Source organism: Streptomyces hundungensis (assembly GCF_003627815.1).
In the GTDB taxonomy this organism is placed as follows: domain Bacteria; phylum Actinomycetota; class Actinomycetes; order Streptomycetales; family Streptomycetaceae; genus Streptomyces; species Streptomyces hundungensis_A.
The window spans coordinates 2,447,172-2,466,936 of record NZ_CP032698.1; the positions used below are offsets into that span (position 1 = coordinate 2,447,172).

Annotated in this window: 12 protein-coding genes; 6 read left to right on the forward strand and 6 right to left on the reverse strand. The window is 73.4% G+C overall.

Features of this window, described 5'->3' with window-relative positions; translation table 11 throughout:
* Positions 1-44: 44 nt before the first annotated feature.
* From DWB77_RS10870 to DWB77_RS10895, 6 genes are all read left to right on the forward strand, one after another.
* Positions 45-3,803, forward strand: a complete 3,759-nt coding sequence (locus tag DWB77_RS10870) for an SCO5717 family growth-regulating ATPase (protein WP_120721064.1) — start codon at positions 45-47, stop codon at positions 3,801-3,803.
* Between the two features lie 218 nt (positions 3,804-4,021).
* Positions 4,022-5,869: an ABC transporter substrate-binding protein gene (locus tag DWB77_RS10875; protein WP_120721065.1), complete on the forward strand. Its 1,848-nt coding sequence runs from the start codon at positions 4,022-4,024 to the stop codon at positions 5,867-5,869.
* Between the two features lie 36 nt (positions 5,870-5,905).
* The gene (locus tag DWB77_RS10880; protein ID WP_428985190.1) at positions 5,906-6,940 is read left to right on the forward strand and encodes an ABC transporter permease; all 1,035 of its coding nucleotides are present in this window, start codon (positions 5,906-5,908) and stop codon (positions 6,938-6,940) included.
* Between the two features lie 28 nt (positions 6,941-6,968).
* Entirely contained in the window at positions 6,969-7,877 is a 909-nt protein-coding gene (locus DWB77_RS10885; RefSeq protein WP_120721069.1) for an ABC transporter permease, read from the forward strand.
* Entirely contained in the window at positions 7,874-8,842 is a 969-nt protein-coding gene (locus DWB77_RS10890; protein ID WP_120721071.1) for an ABC transporter ATP-binding protein, read from the forward strand. The genes DWB77_RS10885 and DWB77_RS10890 overlap by 4 nt, the downstream gene beginning before the upstream one ends.
* On the forward strand, positions 8,839-9,834 hold the full coding sequence (locus tag DWB77_RS10895) for an oligopeptide/dipeptide ABC transporter ATP-binding protein (RefSeq protein WP_120721072.1): 996 nt from the start codon (positions 8,839-8,841) through the stop codon (positions 9,832-9,834). The genes DWB77_RS10890 and DWB77_RS10895 overlap by 4 nt, the downstream gene beginning before the upstream one ends.
* On the opposite strand, the gene DWB77_RS10900 is transcribed toward DWB77_RS10895, so the two are convergent.
* The 6 genes from DWB77_RS10900 to infB all read right to left on the reverse strand — a co-directional run bounded on the left by DWB77_RS10900 (position 9,831) and on the right by infB (position 19,662).
* On the reverse strand, positions 9,831-10,826 hold the full coding sequence (locus DWB77_RS10900; RefSeq protein WP_120721073.1) for a bifunctional riboflavin kinase/FAD synthetase: 996 nt from the start codon (positions 10,824-10,826) through the stop codon (positions 9,831-9,833). The genes DWB77_RS10895 and DWB77_RS10900 overlap by 4 nt on opposite strands.
* 44 nt (positions 10,827-10,870) lie before the next feature.
* On the reverse strand, positions 10,871-14,458 hold the full coding sequence (locus DWB77_RS10905; RefSeq protein WP_120721074.1) for a S1 family peptidase: 3,588 nt from the start codon (positions 14,456-14,458) through the stop codon (positions 10,871-10,873).
* Between the two features lie 184 nt (positions 14,459-14,642).
* Positions 14,643-15,548, reverse strand: a complete 906-nt coding sequence (gene truB / locus DWB77_RS38870; protein ID WP_120721075.1) for a tRNA pseudouridine(55) synthase TruB — start codon at positions 15,546-15,548, stop codon at positions 14,643-14,645.
* Between the two features lie 2 nt (positions 15,549-15,550).
* Positions 15,551-15,988 carry a 30S ribosome-binding factor RbfA gene (gene rbfA, locus DWB77_RS10915; protein WP_120721076.1) on the reverse strand — a complete coding sequence of 146 codons (438 nt, stop codon included), beginning with the start codon at positions 15,986-15,988 and terminating at the stop codon, positions 15,551-15,553.
* A gap of 33 nt (positions 15,989-16,021) precedes the next feature.
* The gene (locus DWB77_RS10920; protein WP_120721077.1) at positions 16,022-16,315 is read right to left on the reverse strand and encodes a DUF503 domain-containing protein; all 294 of its coding nucleotides are present in this window, start codon (positions 16,313-16,315) and stop codon (positions 16,022-16,024) included.
* Positions 16,316-16,494: 179 nt separating this feature from the next.
* Entirely contained in the window at positions 16,495-19,662 is a 3,168-nt protein-coding gene (infB, locus tag DWB77_RS10925; RefSeq protein WP_120721078.1) for a translation initiation factor IF-2, read from the reverse strand.
* Positions 19,663-19,765: the final 103 nt, after the last annotated feature.

The window sequence follows — 19,765 nt, forward strand, 5'->3', positions numbered from 1 at the left end:
ACCCACGGCCTACACCCGGTCACAGGCGAAACGAAAGGAAACCGGTGAACAGCGACCAGGACCAGTTCCGCACCGGCGGGAACGCGCGCGACGAGAATCGGTCCGACGCCGATCCCGAAACCACGGGTGAGTTCACCATCGACTACACCCCGCCCGCCTGGTACACCCAGGGCGCGCAGGACACCCCGCCCGCCCCCACGTCGACCCCGGCCCCGCCTCCTCCCATCGGTGAGCAGAGCGGCCCGGAGGCTGCGCTGCCGCCGCTCCCGCCGCCGACCGGTGCGCCGTTGAACGTGCCCGGCCTTCCGCAGGCCGGCGGCTTCCAGCCGAACTGGCCCGCCACCCCGCCGTCTCCGGCCCCGACGCACTCGGCGTCGGCCACTCCCCCGCCCGTCTTCCCGGTGCCGGCGGCCCCCGCCCCGCACGCGCCGGAGGCCGACCGCCCCGTGGACGACGGCGGGGCCTTCGGCAACGGTGACATCGAGAGCGGCGCGACGATGCGGTTCTCGCCGACCGCGCTGAAGAGGGAGTTCGAGCAGCTCGAAGCGGCGGCGGCCGCGGCACGCGGCGAATCCGCGCCCGCGGCGGCCTCGACCCCTGCCCCTGCCCCGGCCCCGGTAGCGAGCGCGGGTGAGCCGCCTGTCGTGACGCCCGTGGCGCCCGTGACGGCATCGCGTGAGACGCCCGAGGTGGAGGGTTCCGCCCCCGCCGAGGTGTCCGCGGACCAGTCCCCCGAGACGGCCCCGGCCCCGACCGAAGCCCCGAAGCCCTCCGAGAACTCCGAGGACTCCGAGGCCCCTGACGGCTCGAACGAGCCGGAAGACCCGGCGGCGTGGGATCCGTGGGACTCCGCGGAGACCTCGGACGCGCAGGCGCCGGACGCATCGCGTTCCGACGACGCGACGGCCACGACCGACCCCGACAACTCCGGTGGACCCGGTGAACCCGGCGACTCCGTCGGTGAGCGGTCCAGCGGTACGTCCGTGGCGTCGGCCGGTGACGAGGGGACGCCCGAGGCGGCGGAGCCGCGGGAGGCCGAGGAGACGCCCGAGGCAGCTGAAGCGCCTGAGGCACCCGAGGCACCCGAGGGATCGGCTGCCGCATCGGACGTCCCGGCGTTCCAGGACACGGCGTCGACCGACCGCGCGCCCGAGCCGACTCCGGCCCCCGCAACGCCCGAGCCCACCGACGCCATCCCGGCGGACGCCGTACCCGCCGACGCGGTACCCACGGACGCCGTACCCGAGCCCACCAACGCGGCGCCGAGCCAGTCCCCGACGTTCGAGGATGCCGTCCCGGTCGCGGAGGCCGCACCGGTCGCGGACGCCGTTCCTGCCGTAAGCGCCGTTCCGGACGCGCCCGTTCCCGCTCCCGAGCCCCAGGACGCGCCCCCGGTCGGGCAGCCGTGGGCAGCCGCCGCCGGACCGCAGCCCGGGCTGCCTCCGCTGCCGCCGGCGTTCCAGCCCGCGTCGCCCCCCGACGCAGCGCAGTGGCCGGCGCAGCCGCAGGCTCAGCCGATGCCGGGCCCGTTCCCCGGCCCGGCCGCCCCGGCGCCCGCGTGGCCGCAGCAGCCCCAGCCCCAGCAGCAGGGTGGCTACGGCTTCCCCCAGCAGGGTCAGCAAGGAGCACAGACCCCCCAGGGCGTGACCCAGCCCCCGGCGCCGGTGCCCAACTCCCCTGCGCCTCAGGGCGATTACAGCCTCCCCCACCAGGGCGGCACGCCCGCCGACGCCGCTGCCGCAGCCCAGCAAGGGGGTTATGGGTTCCCCCACCAAGGAACCTCCCCGGTCGACGCCGCTGCCGCTGCCGCCGCTGCCCAGCAGGGTGGGTACGGCTACCCCAACCCGGCCGCCAACCCCCCGGCCGCACCCCCGACGCAGGGCCACCCCGGCCCCAACTCGCCCCAGCAGCAAGGGGGTTACGGCTTCCCCGCTCCGGCCACCAACCCCCCGGCCGCACCCCAGCCCCAGGCCCAGCCCGGCCCCGCGCCGACGCCCGCGCAGGGCGGTTTCCCTCAGCAGGGCCAGCCCCACGCGCAGGGTCAGCCCGCCGCGCAGGACCAGCAGAGCCCGCAGGGCGTGCCCGCCATGCCCGGTCCGCAGAACCCGCAGGGCCACCCCGGTCCCCAGGGTCACCCCGGGATGGCCGGGCAGCCGGACCCGCGGTGGCAGCAGTCCGAGGCTCAGGGGCCGGCCCACCCCCAGCCGCATCAGGCCGCGCAACCCGCCGACCCCCGGGCCGGGGCCGCCTGGCCCTCGCCCGTGGCACACGACCAGCGGGAGCGGTCGATGCCGGGTGCCCCGCTCGGGTACACGGCCGCCGTCGAGCTGTCCTCGGACCGGCTGCTGCGCAACAACAAGCCGAAGCCGAAGAGCAGTCGAGGGCCGGCCGCGGGAGCCGCGCGCTTCAAGTTCGGGGCCAAGAAGGAGGAGGCCGAGCGGCAGCACAAGCTCGACCTCATCCGTACGCCCGTCCTGTCCTGCTACCGCATCGCGGTCATCTCCCTCAAGGGAGGCGTCGGCAAGACGACCACCACGACCGCGCTCGGCGCGACCCTGGCCACTGAGCGGCAGGACAAGATCCTGGCGATCGACGCCAACCCGGACGCCGGCACGCTCGGCCGCCGGGTGCGCCGGGAGACCGGGGCCACCATTCGCGACCTGGTCCAGGCGATCCCGTACCTCAACTCGTACATGGACATCCGCCGCTTCACCTCGCAGGCGCCGTCCGGTCTCGAAATCATCGCGAACGACGTCGACCCGGCCGTGTCCACGACGTTCAACGACGAGGACTACCGCCGCGCGATCGACGTCCTGGGCAAGCAGTACCCGGTCATCCTCACCGACTCGGGTACGGGCCTGCTGTACTCCGCGATGCGCGGCGTGCTCGACCTCGCCGACCAGTTGATCATCATCTCGACCCCGTCGGTGGACGGTGCCTCCAGCGCCTCGACCACCCTCGACTGGCTCTCGGCGCACGGCTACGCCGACCTCGTGCAGCGTTCCATCACCGTCATCTCCGGTGTGCGCGAGACCGGAAAGATGATCAAGGTGGACGACATCGTCCAGCACTTCCAGACGCGTTGCCGCGGTGTGGTCGTGGTGCCGTTCGACGAGCACCTGGCGGCGGGCGCCGAGGTGGACCTCGACATGATGCGGCCCAAGACCCGGGAGGCGTACTTCAACCTCTCGGCGATGGTGGCCGAGGACTTCGTACGGGCCCAGCAGCAGCAGGGGCTGTGGACCGGTGACGGTCTCAACCCGCCGCCGCACATGGCCCCGCCGCTGCCGGGCCAACAGGCCGTCCCCGCCCAGCCGTTCCCGGGCCAGGGCCAGCCGGGCGCCTACCCCGGACAGCCGCAGCCCGGACAGCCCCAGCCGGGCCAGCCGTTCCCCGGCCAGGCCCAGCCGCAGCCGCGACCCGGGCAGCCCTACCCGCCCGGTCAGCCGCAGTCCCAGCCGCAGCCCCAGCCCGGCGCGGCCCAGCCGGGTCCCTACCCCGGCCAGCCCTACCCGGCCCAGGGTCAGCCCGCACCGGGACAGCCGTTCCCGCACCAGCCGCAGCCGGGGCAGCCCTTCCCGCAGCAGGGTCAGCCGCACCCGGGCCAGCCCTACCCCGGTCAGCCGTACGGGATCCAGCCGGGTCAGCCGGGCCAGCCCGGTCAGATGCCTCCGGCGCAGCCCGGTCAGCCCTACCCCGGTCAGCCCCAGCCGCCCGCCGATTGGCAGCCGCAGCAGCCCCAGCCCCCGGCGGAGGACGGCGGCGGGCACGCCCCGCAGCCGCCGTCAGCCCCTCAGCAGTAGGGCGTCACAGGACTCGACCAATGGGGGCCCGCACCGTTCACACGGTGCGGGCCCTTCGGTGTTTTCGCAGACCAAATGGCCTGCGAGGCGCCGTTGACACGTCTAGACCACCGCTGGTAGACCTGCGCCCACACCGGCCGCCACCTCCTCTTCCCCGGCGCTCCACCTGCGATCAATCCTGCTTTTCCGTGCGAGTGATGACGCGAGGTCACCGTCCCATGGCAAGAACAGTTCCATCGCGCAAGACCGTGCGACCGTGGCGGCCCGGCCGCCTGTCGGCCGTGGGCGCCGTCGCCCTCGTCCTGGCGGCCGGGGCCGTGGTCCCCGCCCAGGGCGCGGCGGCCGATGACGCCAAGGGCGGGCAGAGGGTGCTCACCGTCGCGGTCTCGCAGAGCGTCGACTCCCTGAGCCCGTTCCTCGCCCAGCGGGTGATCAGCAGCAGTGTGCACCGGCTGATGTACGAGTACCTGACAAACTACGACCCCAAGGACGGCCATGCCGTTCCGGGCCTCGCCACCTCCTGGAAGGCCTCTCCCTCCAAGCTGACCTGGACGTACACGATCCGCAAGGACTCGAAGTGGTCGGACGGGCAGCGCACCACCGCCGACGACGCGGCCTGGACGTTCAACAAGATGATGAACGACAAGGGCGCGGCGACCGCCAACGGCAGCTTCATCGCGAACTTCAAGAAGGTCACCGCGCCCGACCCGACGACGCTCGTCATCGAACTCTCCAAGCCCCAGGCCACGATGACGGCCCTGGACGTCCCGATCGTGCCCCGGCACGTCTGGGAGAAGGTCGGCGACTTCAGCAAGTTCAACAACGACCAGGCGTTCCCCGTCGTCGGCAACGGCCCGTTCGTCCTGACCGACTACAAGGTCGACCAGTACATCAAGCTCAAGCCCAACAAGAGCTTCTGGCGGGGGGCGCCCAAGTTCGACGAGTTGGTCTTCACGTACTACAAGGACAATGACGCGGCGGTCGCGGCGCTCCAGAAGGGCGAGGTGTCCTTCGTCTCCAACTTGTCGCCCGCACAGGCCAGTTCGCTGAAGTCGACACCGCACGTCAAGGTCAATGACGCCCCCGGGCGGCGCTTCTTCGCGCTGGCCACCAACCCGGGCGCGCAGTCCAGGGACGGGAAGAGGTTCGGCGACGGCAACCCGGCGCTGCTCGACCCCAAGGTGCGCCGGGCCCTGTTCGCGGCCGTCGACCGCAAGGCGCTCGTCGACAAGGTCTTCCAGGGACACGCCGCCGAGGGCGAGGGCTACATCCCGCCCCGGTTCGCCGACTACTTCTGGAAGCCGGCCCCGGAGCAGAAGATCGCCTACGACCCGGCGAAGGCGGCCGCACTGCTCGACGAGGCGGGCTACCGGACGGGGCCCGACGGCAAGCGCGTCGGCAAGGACGGCAAACCGCTCGATCTGCGGCTGCTGTGCCACGCCATCGACCCCAACGACAAGGCGGTGAGCAAGTACCTCCAGGAGTGGTGGGGCAAGCTCGGCATCGGCCTGGAGGTGGGGTGCGTCGACAACGTGACGGACCCGTGGACGGCGGGCGAGTTCGACCTGGCCCTGGACGGCTACTCGGTCAACCCCGACCCGGACTACGTCCTGTCCATCCACACCTGCGCGGCGCTGCCCGCCACTCCGAAGGCGACCGGTCAGACGGACGACTTCATCTGCGACCGGCGGTTCGACGAGCTCTATGCGCGGCAGTTGGCCGAGTACGACACCGCCAAGCGGGCGGACCTGGTCAAACAGATGGAGTCGCGGCTGTACGACACCGGGTACATGAACGTCATGGCGTACCCCAACGCGGTCGAGGCGTACCGCACCGACCAGATCGAGTCGATCACCACGATGCCCGAGGCCGCGGGCAACATCTACGGTCAGGACGGCTACTGGAGCTGGTGGTCGGCGGTGCCGGCGGCCGGCTCGGCGGCGAAGTCGGGCGGCGGCTCCTCGGCGGGCGTCGTCCTCGGCATCGTCGCGGGCGCGATCGTGCTGGCCGGGCTCGCCTCCTTCCTCGTGCTGCGCCGCCGGGCCGGCGCGGACGACCGTGAGTAGCCGGTGACCACCGCGAGTTCGGCCGACACCCCCGCGGTGGTCGCCGAGGCGGTCACCGAAACGCACGGCCGCCGTCGCGCGGCCTCGGGCCCGGTGCTCGGCTATCTGCGCTACGTGGGCGGCAAGCTGGCGGGAGCGGTGGTCTCCCTGGCCGCCGTCCTCGTGACCAGCTTCTTCCTGTTCCGGATCATCCCGGGCGACCCGGTCCGCACCATGACCCACGGCCGGCAGGTCTCGGCCGAGCAACTGGCCCATCTGCGTGCCGAGTTCGGGCTCGACCTGCCTTTGTGGCGGCAGTTCACCGACTACTGCGGCAAGGCGCTGACCGGGGACCTGGGGACCTCCTACCAGTTCCACGCGCCGGTCGGCTCGCTCATCGCCGAGAAGCTCCCGGCGACGCTGCTCCTGACCGGCACGGCCGTCGTGCTGTACTCGGCGCTCGGCATCTGGCTCGGCACCCGCTCGGCCTGGCGGCGCGGCGGCCTCGGCGACCGGTTCCACACCTCGCTGGCGCTCACCCTGTGGTCGGTGCCCTCGTTCTGGCTGGGGCTGCTGCTCATCATCACGTTCTCGGTGGGCGCGGGCCCGGTCCCGGGCCTCTTCCCGACCGGGGGCATGGAGTCGGGCGACACGAGCGGTATGGGGTACGTCCTGGACGTGGCGCACCACATGGTGCTGCCGGTGCTGACCCTGGTCGCGGTGCAGTACGCGCAGACCCTGCTGGTCATGCGGTCCTCGCTGCTCGACGAGATGGGCGGCGACTATCTGACGACGGCCCGCGCGAAGGGCCTGCGCGACGATGCGGTGCGTCGCCACCACGCGGTGCCCAACGCGCTGCTCCCCACGGTGACGATGCTGTTCATCAACCTCGGTCATGTGGCGGCCGGTTCGATCCTGGTGGAGACGGTGTTCTCCTGGCCGGGTCTTGGCGGCCTGTTCTACCAGGCGTTGAGCGTGCCGGATCTGCCGCTGGTGCAGGGCCTGTTCGTGGTCTTCGCGGGCGCCATGATCGTGATGAACCTCCTCGCCGACCTGCTGTATCCGCTGCTCGATCCCAGGGTGGGCCGATGACGACCACGTACGACGGGGGGCCGGTCCGATGACCACGACGACCGCCGCCGACCGGGGCGGCTCCCTGGCCTGGGCGCGCCGCCGCGACTCGCTCGCCCGTTTCTGGCGCTCCTACCGCACCCACCGGGCCGGTCTGTACGGGCTGGCGGGTCTGGTGGTCATCGCGCTGATCGCGCTGACGGCGCCGCTCACCGTCGGCGCGGACGTGCAGAGCGTGACCAGTGCGCCGGGCACCGCCCTGGAGTCCCCGAGCGGTCGATTCCCGCTCGGCACCGACCAGTTCGGGCGCTCGCTGCTCGGCCTGCTGGTCTGGGGCGCCCGGATCTCGCTCGCGGTGGGGCTGCTGGCCGCGGCGCTGAGCGTGGCGATCGGCACCCTGGTCGGGATCCTCGCCGGACACTACGGCGGCTGGCTCTCCACGGCGCTGATGCGGATCACCGACTGGTTCCTCGTGATGCCGACGCTGGTCCTCGCGATCGTGCTCGCCACCGTCATGTCACACAGCGTCTGGACGGTGATCCTGGCGATCGGGGTGACGTCCTGGCCGACGACGGCCCGGCTGGTGCGCGCGCAGACCATCGCGGTCGAGTCGCGTCCCTACATCGAACGGGCCCGGGCGCTCGGCGGCGGCCACCGGCACATCATGTCCCGGCACGTGCTGCCCAACGTGATGCCGCTGGTCCTCGCACAGACCACGCTCGGCATCTCCAACGCCATCCTCACCGAGGCCACCCTCGCCTTCCTGGGGCTCGGCGATCCGACGGTGGTGTCGTGGGGCGGGATGCTCCAGGACGCCCGTGAGGCGGGCGCGGTCTCCTCGGGGCACTGGTGGTACCTGGCGCCCCCCGGCATCGCGATCGCGCTGGTGGCGCTCTCCTTCACGCTCTGCGGCCGGGCCGTCGAGGCCGTCCTCAACCCGAAGCTGGGGGTCCGATGAGCCTGTTGGAGATCAGGGACCTGCACGTCACCTACGGGACCGGGGCGGCGGCGGTGCGCGGCGTGGACCTCACCATCGCGCCGGGCCAGAAGCTGGGCGTGGCGGGCGAGTCGGGCTGCGGCAAGTCGACGCTCGCGATGGCGCTCCTGAGGCTGCTGCCCGCGTCGGCCGTGCTGCGCGGTTCGGTGCTGCTCGACGGCGAGGACGTGCTCACGATGCGGTGGGGGCGGCTGCGGGCGGTCCGCTGGGCGGGGGCGTCCATCGTCTTCCAGGGGGCGATGCACTCGCTGAACGCGGTGCACCGCGTCGGTGACCAGATCGCCGAGCCGATCCTGCTGCACGGCCTGGCGACCCCGGCGGGAGCCCGCGCCCGGGTCGGCGAGCTCCTCGAACAGGTCGGGCTGCCCGCCGCGCGTGCGCAGGCCTATCCGCATGAACTGTCGGGGGGCCAGCGCCAGCGGGTGATGATCGCGATGGCGTTGGCCTGCGCGCCCCGACTGATCGTCGCGGACGAGCCGACGACGGCCCTCGACGTGATGATCCAGGCCCAGATCCTGCGGCTGATCGAGCGGCTGGTGGCCGAGACGGGCATCAGTCTGCTGATGATCAGCCACGATCTTTCGGTCCTCGCCGACACCTGCGACCGGCTCGCGGTGATGTACGCGGGCCGCATCGTCGAGGAGGGCCCGGCGCGCGCGGTCCACACCGCGGCCCGGCACCCTTACGGTCAGGCCCTGTCCGCCGCGTTTCCCCGCATCGGCGACCCTTCCTCGCGCCGGGCGCCCCGGGGTCTGCCGGGCGACCCGCCCGACCCGTCGGCCCTGCCGCCGGGCTGCGCCTTCCATCCGCGCTGCCCGGTCGCGCTCGGCGTCTGCGCCTCGGACGACCAGCCGCTGCGCGAGGCCGGCCCCGAGCACCGGGCGGCCTGTGTGCACGCCGGGTCCCTGTCGAGGAGCACCGCATGACCACCACCGAGGCCCCCCTGCTCGCCGCGTCCGCGCTGCACGTCACCTTCCCCGGGCGGCGCGGCGCCCCGCCTGCCCGGGCGGTCGACGGCGTCGAACTCACCGTCGGGCGGGGTGAGATCGTCGCCCTGGTCGGCGAGTCGGGCTGCGGCAAGACGACGCTCGCCCGCGCCCTGCTCGGCCTGGTCGCCCCGACCGCCGGCACGGTGGCCTTCGACGGCAGCCCTCTGGGCCGGCACGCCCGCGCCCTCAAGGCGTACCGCAGGCGGGCGCAGTTGGTCCTCCAGGACCCGAGCGGCTCGCTCAACCCCCGGCACACCGTGTACGACGCGGTCGCCGAGGGACTGCGCATCCATGGATTCCCGGGCGACGAGCGGGAGTTGGTGGCCCGGGCGCTGTCCCGGGCCGGACTGCGGCCCCCGGAGCGGTTCTTCCTGCGCTACCCGCACGAGCTGTCGGGCGGCCAGCGCCAGCGCGTGGTGATCGCGGGCGCGCTGGTCCTGGACCCCGAACTGATCGTCGCCGACGAGCCGGTGGCCTCGCTGGACGCGTCGGTGCGCGGCGAGATCCTCGCGCTGCTCCTGCGTCTGCGGGACGAACTGGGCCTGTCCGCGCTGGTGGTGACCCACGATCTGGGTCTGGCGTGGAACATCGCGGACCGGGTGGCGGTGATGTATCTGGGCCGCATCGTGGAGACGGGACCCGTCGAAGACGTTCTGACGCACCCTCAACACCCGTACACCCAGGCGTTGTTGTCGGTCCTGCCGGAGTCGCCGGGCGATCCGGTGGTGCTCAGCGGAGAGCTCCCGGACCCCTCGCGCGTCCCGGGCGGCTGCCGCTTCCATGCCCGCTGCCAGGTCCTGGCCTCGGGCGAGGCGGACCGGGCGGGCGTCGCGGACCACTGCCGCACTCAGGACCTGCCGGTCCTCGCGGGCGGCACGGCGGCGCGGGTCGCCTGCCATTGGGCGGCGGCGGTCGGCGCCGGAGCCTAGCGCCCGGCGTCGTACGCCTCGATCAGCTCGGTGGACCGCTTCACGTCGTTGCCGATCGCTTCCAGGAGGTCCTCGATGGAGTCGAACTTGGCCATGCCCCGCACATAGGCCAGGAAGTCGACGGCGACGTGCAGCCCGTACAGGTCGAGGCCGACGCGGTCGATGGCGTACGCCTCCACCGTGCGCTCGGTGCCGTCGAACTGCGGGTTGGTGCCGACCGAGATGGCCGCGGGCATCCGCTCGCCGCAGGGGGTTCCCCCCTGATCGAGCGGAGTCGAGGGCGTGGGGACGGTGAGCCAGCCCGCGTAGACGCCGTCGGCGGGGATCGCGGTGTGCGGCAGCGTCTCGACGTTGGCGGTCGGGAAGCCGAGCTCGCGGCCGCGCTGGGCGCCGCGCACGACGACGCCCTCGACGCGGTGCGGCCGGCCGAGGATCTCGGCGGCGCCCTCGACGTCGCCCTCGGTGACCAGGCGGCGGGTCAGCGTGGAGGAGAACGGCTCGCCGCCGCCCGCCTCGCCGCGCACCCGCAGGTCGATGACCTCGACCTCGTAGTCGTACATCCGCCCGAGCTCGGCAAGCACCTCGACGTTGCCCGCCGCCTTGTGTCCGAAGCGGAAGTTGGGGCCCTCGACGACGAGCTTGGCGTGCAACTTGTCGACCAGCACCTTGACCACGAACTCCGCCGCGGAGAGCTGGGAGAACTCGCTGGTGAAGGGGAGGATCAGTACCGCGTCCACGCCGAGCTCCGCCATCAGTTCGGCGCGCCGGTGGTGCGGGGCGAGCAGCGGCGGATGGCTGCCGGGGCGCACGACCTCGCTGGGGTGCGGGTCGAAGGTGACCACGACGGACGGCACGCCCAGCTCGCGGGCGCGCTCCACGGCCCGCCCGATGATCAGCTGGTGTCCGCGGTGCACCCCGTCGTAGGACCCGATGGTGACGACGCCGCGTCCCCAGTCCTGCGGGATGTCCTCCAAGCCACGCCAGCGCTGCACTGTGACCGCTCCTCGAACCCGTGTACGTCGTTGACCCTTACGCGTCATGCAGGTCTAAGACTGCCATGCCCGGCGGCCCGGGATCGCATCGGCATGGGACTGCCCAGCGTCTCCACCGCGCGGCGCGCCCCCGGACCGACCAGCGCGGCCCACTCGCTTGGTGCTTCGCCGAGCCATCCGGCGACCTGCGCGGCGAAGCCGGGCACTTCCCGGCAGAGCTCGATCAGGCGCGACTCGAAGTGGGCCGCGCCCTCGGGCGTACGGGCGAGGAGGAGCCCGGTGCGGTGGACGAGGTCGCGGGTGCGCGCTTCGGCGCGCTCCCCCGAGCCCCGGGCGCCGGCGGTGAGCAGGGCGTCGGCCACGGCCGGGCCGCCGGACGCCTGGCGTTCGAAGGCGAGGAGCACGTCGAGCAGCTCGGCCCGCAGCGGCCGTGACGCCGCGGTGCCGGCCGCGGCGAGTACGGGGGCCAGCGCCCGGCGGACGGGGTGGGCGGGGTCGCGCAGCAGGCTGGTCACCATCGGGAAGAGCACGGCGCGGGCGGCCGGGCCGTGGGCGAGGCGCCGGTCCACGAAGGCCGCCGCCCCGGTCGCCGACTCGGGGTGGTGCTCGGCGTGTTCTTGGACCAGGGCCGCGGCGCGGCGGGCCAGCGCCGGGGTGGTGACCTCGGCGAGCGTGTCGAGGATGTCGGCGGCCCCCGCGCCGCCCTGGCGCAGCCGCGCCCGCAGGGCGGCGATGACGGGTTCGGGGTGGGTGGTGAGGGCGGCGGCGAGCGCGGAGGTGGGCATGGCCCGATCCCCGGCGGTGTACGCGGCCAGCGCCCGGTCGAGGTAGGGGGCGCGGGTCGCCGGGTCGCGGACCAGGAGGGCGAGCGCCGCGCCGTGCAGAGCGGCGTCCTCGGGGCGGGCGAGCAGCGCGAGCGCCGCGTACCGCAGCAGGTCGCGGTCGGCGGGGGTGCGGATGCCGAGCGCGACGCGCGGCCCGTGGGCGGCGGCCGCGGCGCGCCGTTCGGGCCGGTCGTCGTGGGCCCAGCGGTCCACGGCCCGGCACAGCGCGGACGGTTCGTCCTCGGCGAGCTGGGCGAGCAGTTCCTCGGCGCGTACATGGGGCGTCGCCACCAGCGCCTCGGTGAGGTCGTCGACGGCCAGCGCCCGGCGCGCGTACAGCAGGGCCTGTGCGGCCCGCGCCACGGTGGGCCGCACCGTCGGCCGCGCCGTCGTGCCCGGCGCCACGGGCAGCGGCCTCTCGTCGGTGAACCAGCGGCACAACAGCGGCTGTACGGCCCGGGGTTCGGCGGTGAGCCGCCGGTCGGCCGCGTCCAGGTAGCGCTCCCAGCCGGGCGCGGTTCCCGGCGCCCCGTCGGCCGGCACCAGACGGCGCAGGAGGTCGAGCCGCAGGTCGTCGCCGACCCGCAGCCGTGTCCAGAACCACGCCCCGAACTCGGCGAGCGGCCCGAGCCCGGCCGGCCCTCCCTCGCGCAGGGACCGCCGGCTGATCCGGTCGGCGAGAAGCCGCAGCACCTCCTGGTAGGGCCGTACGTCGGGGACGCGCAGCAGGGTCTCGGCGAGGAGGTGGACCGCCCACCACTGGGCGTCCGCGGACCGGCCGTGGTCCTCGGGCGCCTGGGGCGTCCGGTCCAGGACGGTCACCAACTCCGCGAGTTTCAGGGCGAGTTGAGTGGATCCTTGATGGCTTCCGAGCAGGAGCATGGCTTCCAGGACGGGCCCGATGCGGTGGCGGGGCACCGGCAGGGTGCGCTGGGCCGGGGCGGGCCCCGAGCCCGGTGGGGGCGGCACATGTCCCTGGGGGACGACGCTCGGAGCGGGGCGTGAGGGGAGCTTGACGACGGCGGCGGGATCGCTCTCCTCGTACCAGCGGTGCACCAGGGCGTACAGGGCGGCGTCCAGGTCGAGATGGCCCGCCTGCACCCAGTCGGCGAGCTCCTCGTGTGCGAAGCGGTAACCGGATCCGGCGGGCACCAGCAGCCCTTCGGTGAGGACGGCGGAGGCCGATCCGGTACGCCACGGGAAGATCTCCTCGAACGACTCGCGGTCGAGTTCGCCCTGGCCCGGGCCCAGACAGCGGCGGGCCGCCTCGTGCACCTGCCCGGCGACGCGCGCCGCCAGGCGTCGCACCGCGCCGCCCCGCAGCGGCGGCCGGGCGGAGGCGGCCATGCGTACCGCGATCCGCAGGCACATCAGGTCCAGGTGCGCGGCGAACACCTCCGCGCGCTCCGGTGTGCCCTCGACCTCGGCGGGCAGTGCGCCCCGCACCTCGGCGAGCAGCCGCAGCGTCAGAGGGTGCCGGGCGTCGCGGTCGCCGAGCGCGCCGTCCGCGAGGCCGTAGCGCTCGCGGGCCCGGGCCGCCTCCTCGGGGCCGAGGTCGCCGATGCGTACGCCGTCCGGAAGGCGGGGCAGCCGGGCCGGGTGCAGAACGCCCTCGGGGTAGTGCGCGCCCGCCTGTTCCCAGTGCTCGGGCCGGCAGGCGACGACAAGGCGCGCCCCGGCCGCCTCCAGCCACTCCACCGTCGCGGCCGTCCACGCGGCCAGGCGGTGGGCGAGGACGGGCGGCATCTCCTCGGGCCCGTCGAGCAGCACGAGCAGCGGCCGCCCGGCCTCGCGCGCGAGCCGGGCCACCAGGTCGGGGGTGGCCGCCGCCTGCTCGCCCCGTCCCGCCGGGGCGGCGACGATGCGGGCCGCGTGGGCGAGGGCGCGGGCGACGGCGTCGGCGAGGGAGGTGTCGTCGCACCGGAGGTCGGCGCCGCGCAGCCATACGGTCGGCGCGGGCCGCGCGCCGCGCGCCCGGCGGCCGGCGAGCGCGGCGAGTTCGGTGGTGCGCCCGGTGCCGGGGTCCCCGACCAGACCGAGCACCAGGGCGTCCCCGGCGGCGAAGGCCCCGAACTCCCTGAGCATGGACGGCCGTTCGACACAATCGTGCCCCGGCCGGGGACCGCCGACGGAGCCCACGGAGGTGGCGGTGAGCTGGAGCGCGCCGGCCAGGTTCAGATCGGCCCCGTAGCCGGGCACGGTGGCGGCGTTACGCCGCAGGAGTTCGGCGAGCGGGCCCTGTTCGGCGCGGAGCGGCATCGCGAACCCGGACGCCTGGTGCGGGGCGTGCAGCGCGGTGCCGACGACGCCGAGCACGGCGCCGGTCCCGGTGTCCACGACGGGCCCCCCGCTGGCCTCCCCGCCGAGCCGCATGGCCTCGCTGCCGGCGGTGCCGATCGCCAACTCCAGTACGCCGCCCAGGAGATGGAAGCGGTCGGTGGCGGCGTAGGTGACGGCCGATGTGCCCAGGACGCGTGCTTCGCGCCAGCCGTGGGCGGCGACCCGGACATAGCTGCCCGCCCCGATCCCGGTCCGCGCGGAGATGGGCAGCGGCCGCACTCCTAGCCCGTCGGTGCGCACCAGGGCGAGGCCCGCCTCGGGGAGCGGGTCGAGGTCGTCGGCCTCGGCCAGCCAGGTGCGGTCGCCGGGGGCGTGCAGCACGACTCTGCTCAGCCCGTCGACGGCCTCGTGACTGGTGACGACGGTGCCCCGGTCGTCGGCGACGAATCCGGTTCCCCGGGTCCGTCCGGCCAGATCACAGATCCGTACGAGCGTCTCGCCGCCCTCGTCCCCAGCCCCGCGTCGCATGTCCGAAACGGTAGTTCTGGGGTGATCCGCCCGAGAAGGACATCAGGGCAAAGCGCCCCCCTGTGCTCCCGTGGTTCACTCCGAGCGCCTGCTCGATGGGGTGAATCGCCGGGGTGGTGCGGATAGACCCCTTGCGAGGGGGATCGTGGAGCGGGCCGTGCCGCCCGCTCCACGGTGGCGCGTCTCAGCCGAACACGGCGAGGCTCTTGGCCTTGCCCTTCTGGCTCTCGACCAGCGCGAGGAACGTCCCGTCGGGCCCGAACACCCCGACGGCCTTGCCGGTCTCGTACTCGTCCGGCATGTCCAGGCGCACGCCGTTGAGCAGCAGCGCGCCGCGGCGCGCGTCCACGTCCCAGCGGGCGAAGGCCGCGGTCGCGGCCTGGGCGACCGGCATGACGGTGAGCGACTCCTGGTGCTGGTCCAGGGTGCGGGCCGCGTCCAGGCCGTAGGGGCCGACGCGGGTGCGGCGCAGCGCGGTCAGGTGACCGCCGACGCCGAGCCCGGCCCCGAGGTCACGGGCGAGGGCGCGGATGTAGGTGCCGGAGGAGCAGACCACGGAGACGACCAGGTCGACGACTGCGGTGCCGTCCTCGGCGACGGCCTCGCGGACGTCGTAGACCCGGAACGAGGAGACCGTCACCGGGCGGGCCGGGATCTCGAACTCCTCGCCGCCGCGCACCCGCGCGTAGGACCGCTTGCCGTCGATCTTGATGGCGGAGACCTTGGACGGCACCTGCATGATGGCGCCGGTCAGCTCCGCGACGCCCGCGTCGATGCCCTCGCGGGTGACCTTGGAGGCGTCGGTGGACGAGATGATCTCGCCCTCGGCGTCGTCGGTGATGGTGTTCTGGCCGAGCCGGATCGTACCGAGGTACTCCTTCTCGGTCAGGGCGAGGTGCCCGAGCAGCTTGGTGGCCCGCTCGACGCCCAGGACGAGGACACCGGTCGCCATCGGGTCGAGGGTGCCCGCGTGGCCCACACGGCGGGTTCTTGCGATGCCGCGCATCTTGGCCACGACGTCGTGCGAAGTGAAGCCCGACGGCTTGTCGACGATGACAAGCCCGTCGGGCGTCTTTGCTGCGGTGCTCATGCTCAGGCGTCGTCCTCGTCGCCGGGCTTCTTGTACGGGTCGGCGTCACCGGCGAACTGGGCGCCCGAGGACACCTCGCGCACCGCGGCGTCCGAGGCCCGCGCCTTGTTGAGGAGGTCCTCGATGGTCTTGGCGTTCTCGGGGAGCGCGTCCGCGATGAACGTCAGGGTGGGCGTGAACTTGGTGCCGGCGGCGGAGCCGACCGCGGAGCGCAGGACGCCCTTGGCGCTCTCCAGGCCGGCCGCGGCGGCGGCCCGCTCCTCGTCGTCCCCGTACACCGTGTAGAAGACCGTGGCCTCCCGCAGGTCACCGGTGACCCGGGTGTCGGTGATCGTCACATGCGTTCCGAGGCGCGGGTCCTTGACGCCACGCAGCAGCTTTTCGGCCACCACCTCCCGGATGAGGTCCGCCAGCTTCTTCGCCCGCGCGTTGTCGGCCACTGGTCCTACTCCTTCTCAAGCCTTGCTCGGTGTTCAGTCTTCGTCGCTGTGGAGCCTGCGTCTGACCGACAGAAGCTCCACCTCGGGCCGGCCGGCGACGAGCCGCTCGCACCGGTCGAGTACTTCGGTGAGGTGCCCCGTCTCCCCGGACACCACCGCGAGGCCGATCTCGGCCCTGCGGTGCAGATCCTGGTCGCCGACCTCGGCCGCACTCACCGCGAACTTGCGCTGGAGCTCGGCGACGATCGGCCGGACGACGGAGCGTTTCTCCTTCAGCGACCGTACGTCGCCGAGGAGCAGATCGAAGGACAGCGTCCCCACATACATGAATGTCCGGATGTCCCGCCGGTACGGGTTAGAGGACCCCGCCAAAACCTTGGCGGGGACATCAAGAACCGTACCGGAACGGCCGGGGCCGATCGACGGGAATATCTTCCCGACGATCGGCCCCGACTGTCGTTCCTTCAGGAGGCCGCGCCTCCAGGGGTACGGATCGGCCGCTCGGACTAGCCGCGCGGCTTCTCGCGCATCTCGTACGTCGCGATGACGTCGTCGATCTTGATGTCGTTGAAGTTTCCGAGGTTGATACCGCCCTCGAAGCCTTCGCGGATCTCGGTGACGTCGTCCTTGAAGCGACGCAGGCCCGAGATGTTGAGGTTCTCCGCGATGACCTTGCCATCGCGCAGCAGGCGCGCCTTGGTGTTGCGCTTGACCTCGCCCGACCGGACCAGGACACCGGCGATGTTGCCCAGCTTGGACGAGCGGAAGATCTCGCGGATCTCCGCCGTGCCGAGCTCGACCTCTTCGTACTCCGGCTTGAGCATGCCCTTGAGGGCCGCTTCGATCTCTTCGATCGCCTGGTAGATGACCGAGTAGTACCGGACGTCGACGCCTTCGCGCTCCGCCATCTGCGCCGCGCGGCCCGCAGCGCGGACGTTGAAGCCGATGACGATGGCGTCGGAGCCGGTCGCCAGGTTGATGTCGGACTCGGTGACCGCACCCACACCGCGGTGCAGGACACGGATGTCGACCTCGTCGCCGACGTCGAGCTGGAGCAGCGAGGCCTCCAGGGCCTCCACCGAACCGGACGCGTCGCCCTTGATGATGAGGTTGAGTTCCTGCACCAGACCGGCCTTGAGGGCCTCGTCCAGGTTCTCCAGGGAGAACCGCACACCCTTGCGGGCGAAGCGGACGTTGCGCTCACGGGCGGCACGCTTCTCGGCGATCTGACGGGCCGTACGGTCCTCGTCGACGACCAGGAAGTTGTCGCCGGCACCCGGGACGTTGGTGAGACCGAGGACGAGGACCGGGGTCGAGGGACCCGCCTCTTCCACGTTCTCGCCCTTGTCGTCGAGCATGGCGCGCACGCGGCCGTAGGCGTCGCCCACCACCATCGTGTCGCCGACCCGCAGGGTGCCGCGCTGGACCAGGACGGTCGCGACGGCGCCGCGGCCCTTGTCCAGGTGGGACTCGATCGCGATGCCCTGCGCGTCCTGCTCCGGGTTGGCCCGCAGGTCGAGCGAGGCGTCGGCGGTGAGGACGACGGCCTCCAGGAGGGACTCGATGTTGAGGCCCTGCTTGGCGGAGATGTCGACGAACATCGTGTCGCCGCCGTACTCCTCGGCCACCAGACCGAACTCGGTGAGCTGACCGCGCACCTTGGTCGGGTCCGCGCCCTCGACGTCGATCTTGTTGACCGCGACCACGATCGGCACGTCGGCCGCCTTGGCGTGGTTCAGCGCCTCGATCGTCTGGGGCATCACACCGTCGTTCGCCGCCACCACGAGGATCGCGATGTCGGTGGACTTGGCACCACGGGCACGCATGGCGGTGAACGCCTCGTGACCCGGGGTGTCGATGAAGGTGATGCGGCGGTCCTCGCCGTTGACCTCGGTGGCGACCTGGTACGCACCGATGTGCTGCGTGATGCCGCCGGCCTCGCCCGCGACCACGTTCGTCTTGCGGATCGCGTCCAGAAGGCGGGTCTTACCGTGGTCGACGTGACCCATGACGGTCACGACCGGCGGACGCGCGACGAGGGATTCCTCGCCACCCTCGTCCTCGCCGAACTCGATGTCGAAGGACTCGAGCAGCTCGCGGTCCTCCTCCTCGGGGCTGACGATCTCGAGGATGAAGTTCATCTCGTCCGCGAGCAGCTTCAGCGTCTCGTCGGAGACCGACTGCGTGGCGGTGACCATCTCGCCGAGGTTCATCATCACGCCGACGAGCGACGCCGGGTTGGCGCCGATCTTCTCGGCGAAGTCGGTCAGCGAAGCACCGCGCGACAGGCGGACGGACTGTCCGTTGCCGCGGGGCAGCATGACGCCGCCCACCGACGGGGCCTGCATGGCCTCGTACTCCTGGCGCCTCTGACGCTTCGACTTGCGACCACGACGGGCGGGCCCGCCGGGACGGCCGAAGGCACCCTGCGTGCCACCACGGGCACCGGGGCCACCGGGACGGCCCTGGAAACCGGGACGACCGCCGAAGCCGCCGCCACCACCGGGAGCGCCGCCACCCGGACGGGGGCCGCCGAAGCCGCCACCGCCACCGGGACGACCGCCGCCACCGGGACCGGCCGGACGGCCGGCGAAGCCGCCGCCGCCACCGGGACGACCGGCACCGCCACCCGGACGGCCACCGGGGCCGCCGGGACCACGGCCACCGGGGCCGCCACCGGGACGCGGGGCCGCGGCGGGACGCTGCGGCATCATGCCGGGGTTGGGACGGTTGCCGCCGGGGGCACCGCCACCGGGACGCGGGGCGCCGCCCTGCGGACGGGGCATGCCGCCCGGGCTCGGACGGGCGCCGCCCTGACCCTGCGGACGCGGAGCGCCGCCGGGGCCGCCCTGCGGACGCGGAGCGCCACCGGGGGCGCCGGGGCCGCCGGCCGGACGGGGAGCGCCACCGCCGGGACGGGGCGCCTGCGGGCGCGCCATTCCGGTGGAGCCACCCGAGGTGAAGGGGTTGTTGCCGGGACGCGGACCGGCCGGACGGGCACCGCCCGGCCGGGGAGCGCCCTGACCCGCGGGGCGGGCCGGACGGTCGCCGCCACGGCCACCGTCGCGCTGGCCGCCGTCGCGCTGACCACCGTCACGCTGACCGGCCGGGGCCGGACGTGCGGGACGGGGGCCGGGGGTGGCGCCGGCGGGACGCGGAGCCTGGGGCGCCGCGGGCTGGGCCGGGGCCGGAGCCGAGAACTCGGCGGCGGGCACCGGGGTGACCGGGGCCGGCTTGGCCGGTGCGGGCTTCGGGCCCGGGCGGGGGCCCGAGGCGGCCGGAGCCGGAGAAGAGGGGGTGCTGCTCGCCGGGGCGGCCGGAGTGACCGGCTCGGCGGGGGCCGCGGGGGCCGGCTTGGGAGCCGGTGCGCCGGGCTTGGGGGCAGCGGGACGTGCCGCGGCGGCCGGGGAGGGCGCTGCGGGCATGGGGGCACCTCCCGCGGCTTTACCCGCGGGGGAGGGCGCGGCCTTGCGGGGCGCGCCGGGCTTCGCAGCGGACTTGCCGGCGTTGCCGCCGGGCCCCTGCAATGCGTCGGTCAGCTTGCGTACAACAGGCGCCTCGATCGTCGAGGACGCCGAACGGACGAATTCACCGAGTTCTTGGAGCTTGGCCATGACGACCTTGCTCTCCACCCCGAACTCCTTGGCGAGTTCGTATACCCGGACCTTAGCCACTTCGCTCCTTTTAGGTCCGGGTTACCGCCGGACCGTCGCTACTTCATGGGCGTACTCATCGCGTACTCATCGAGTGCTCATCGCAATCTCGACCTACTTCCAA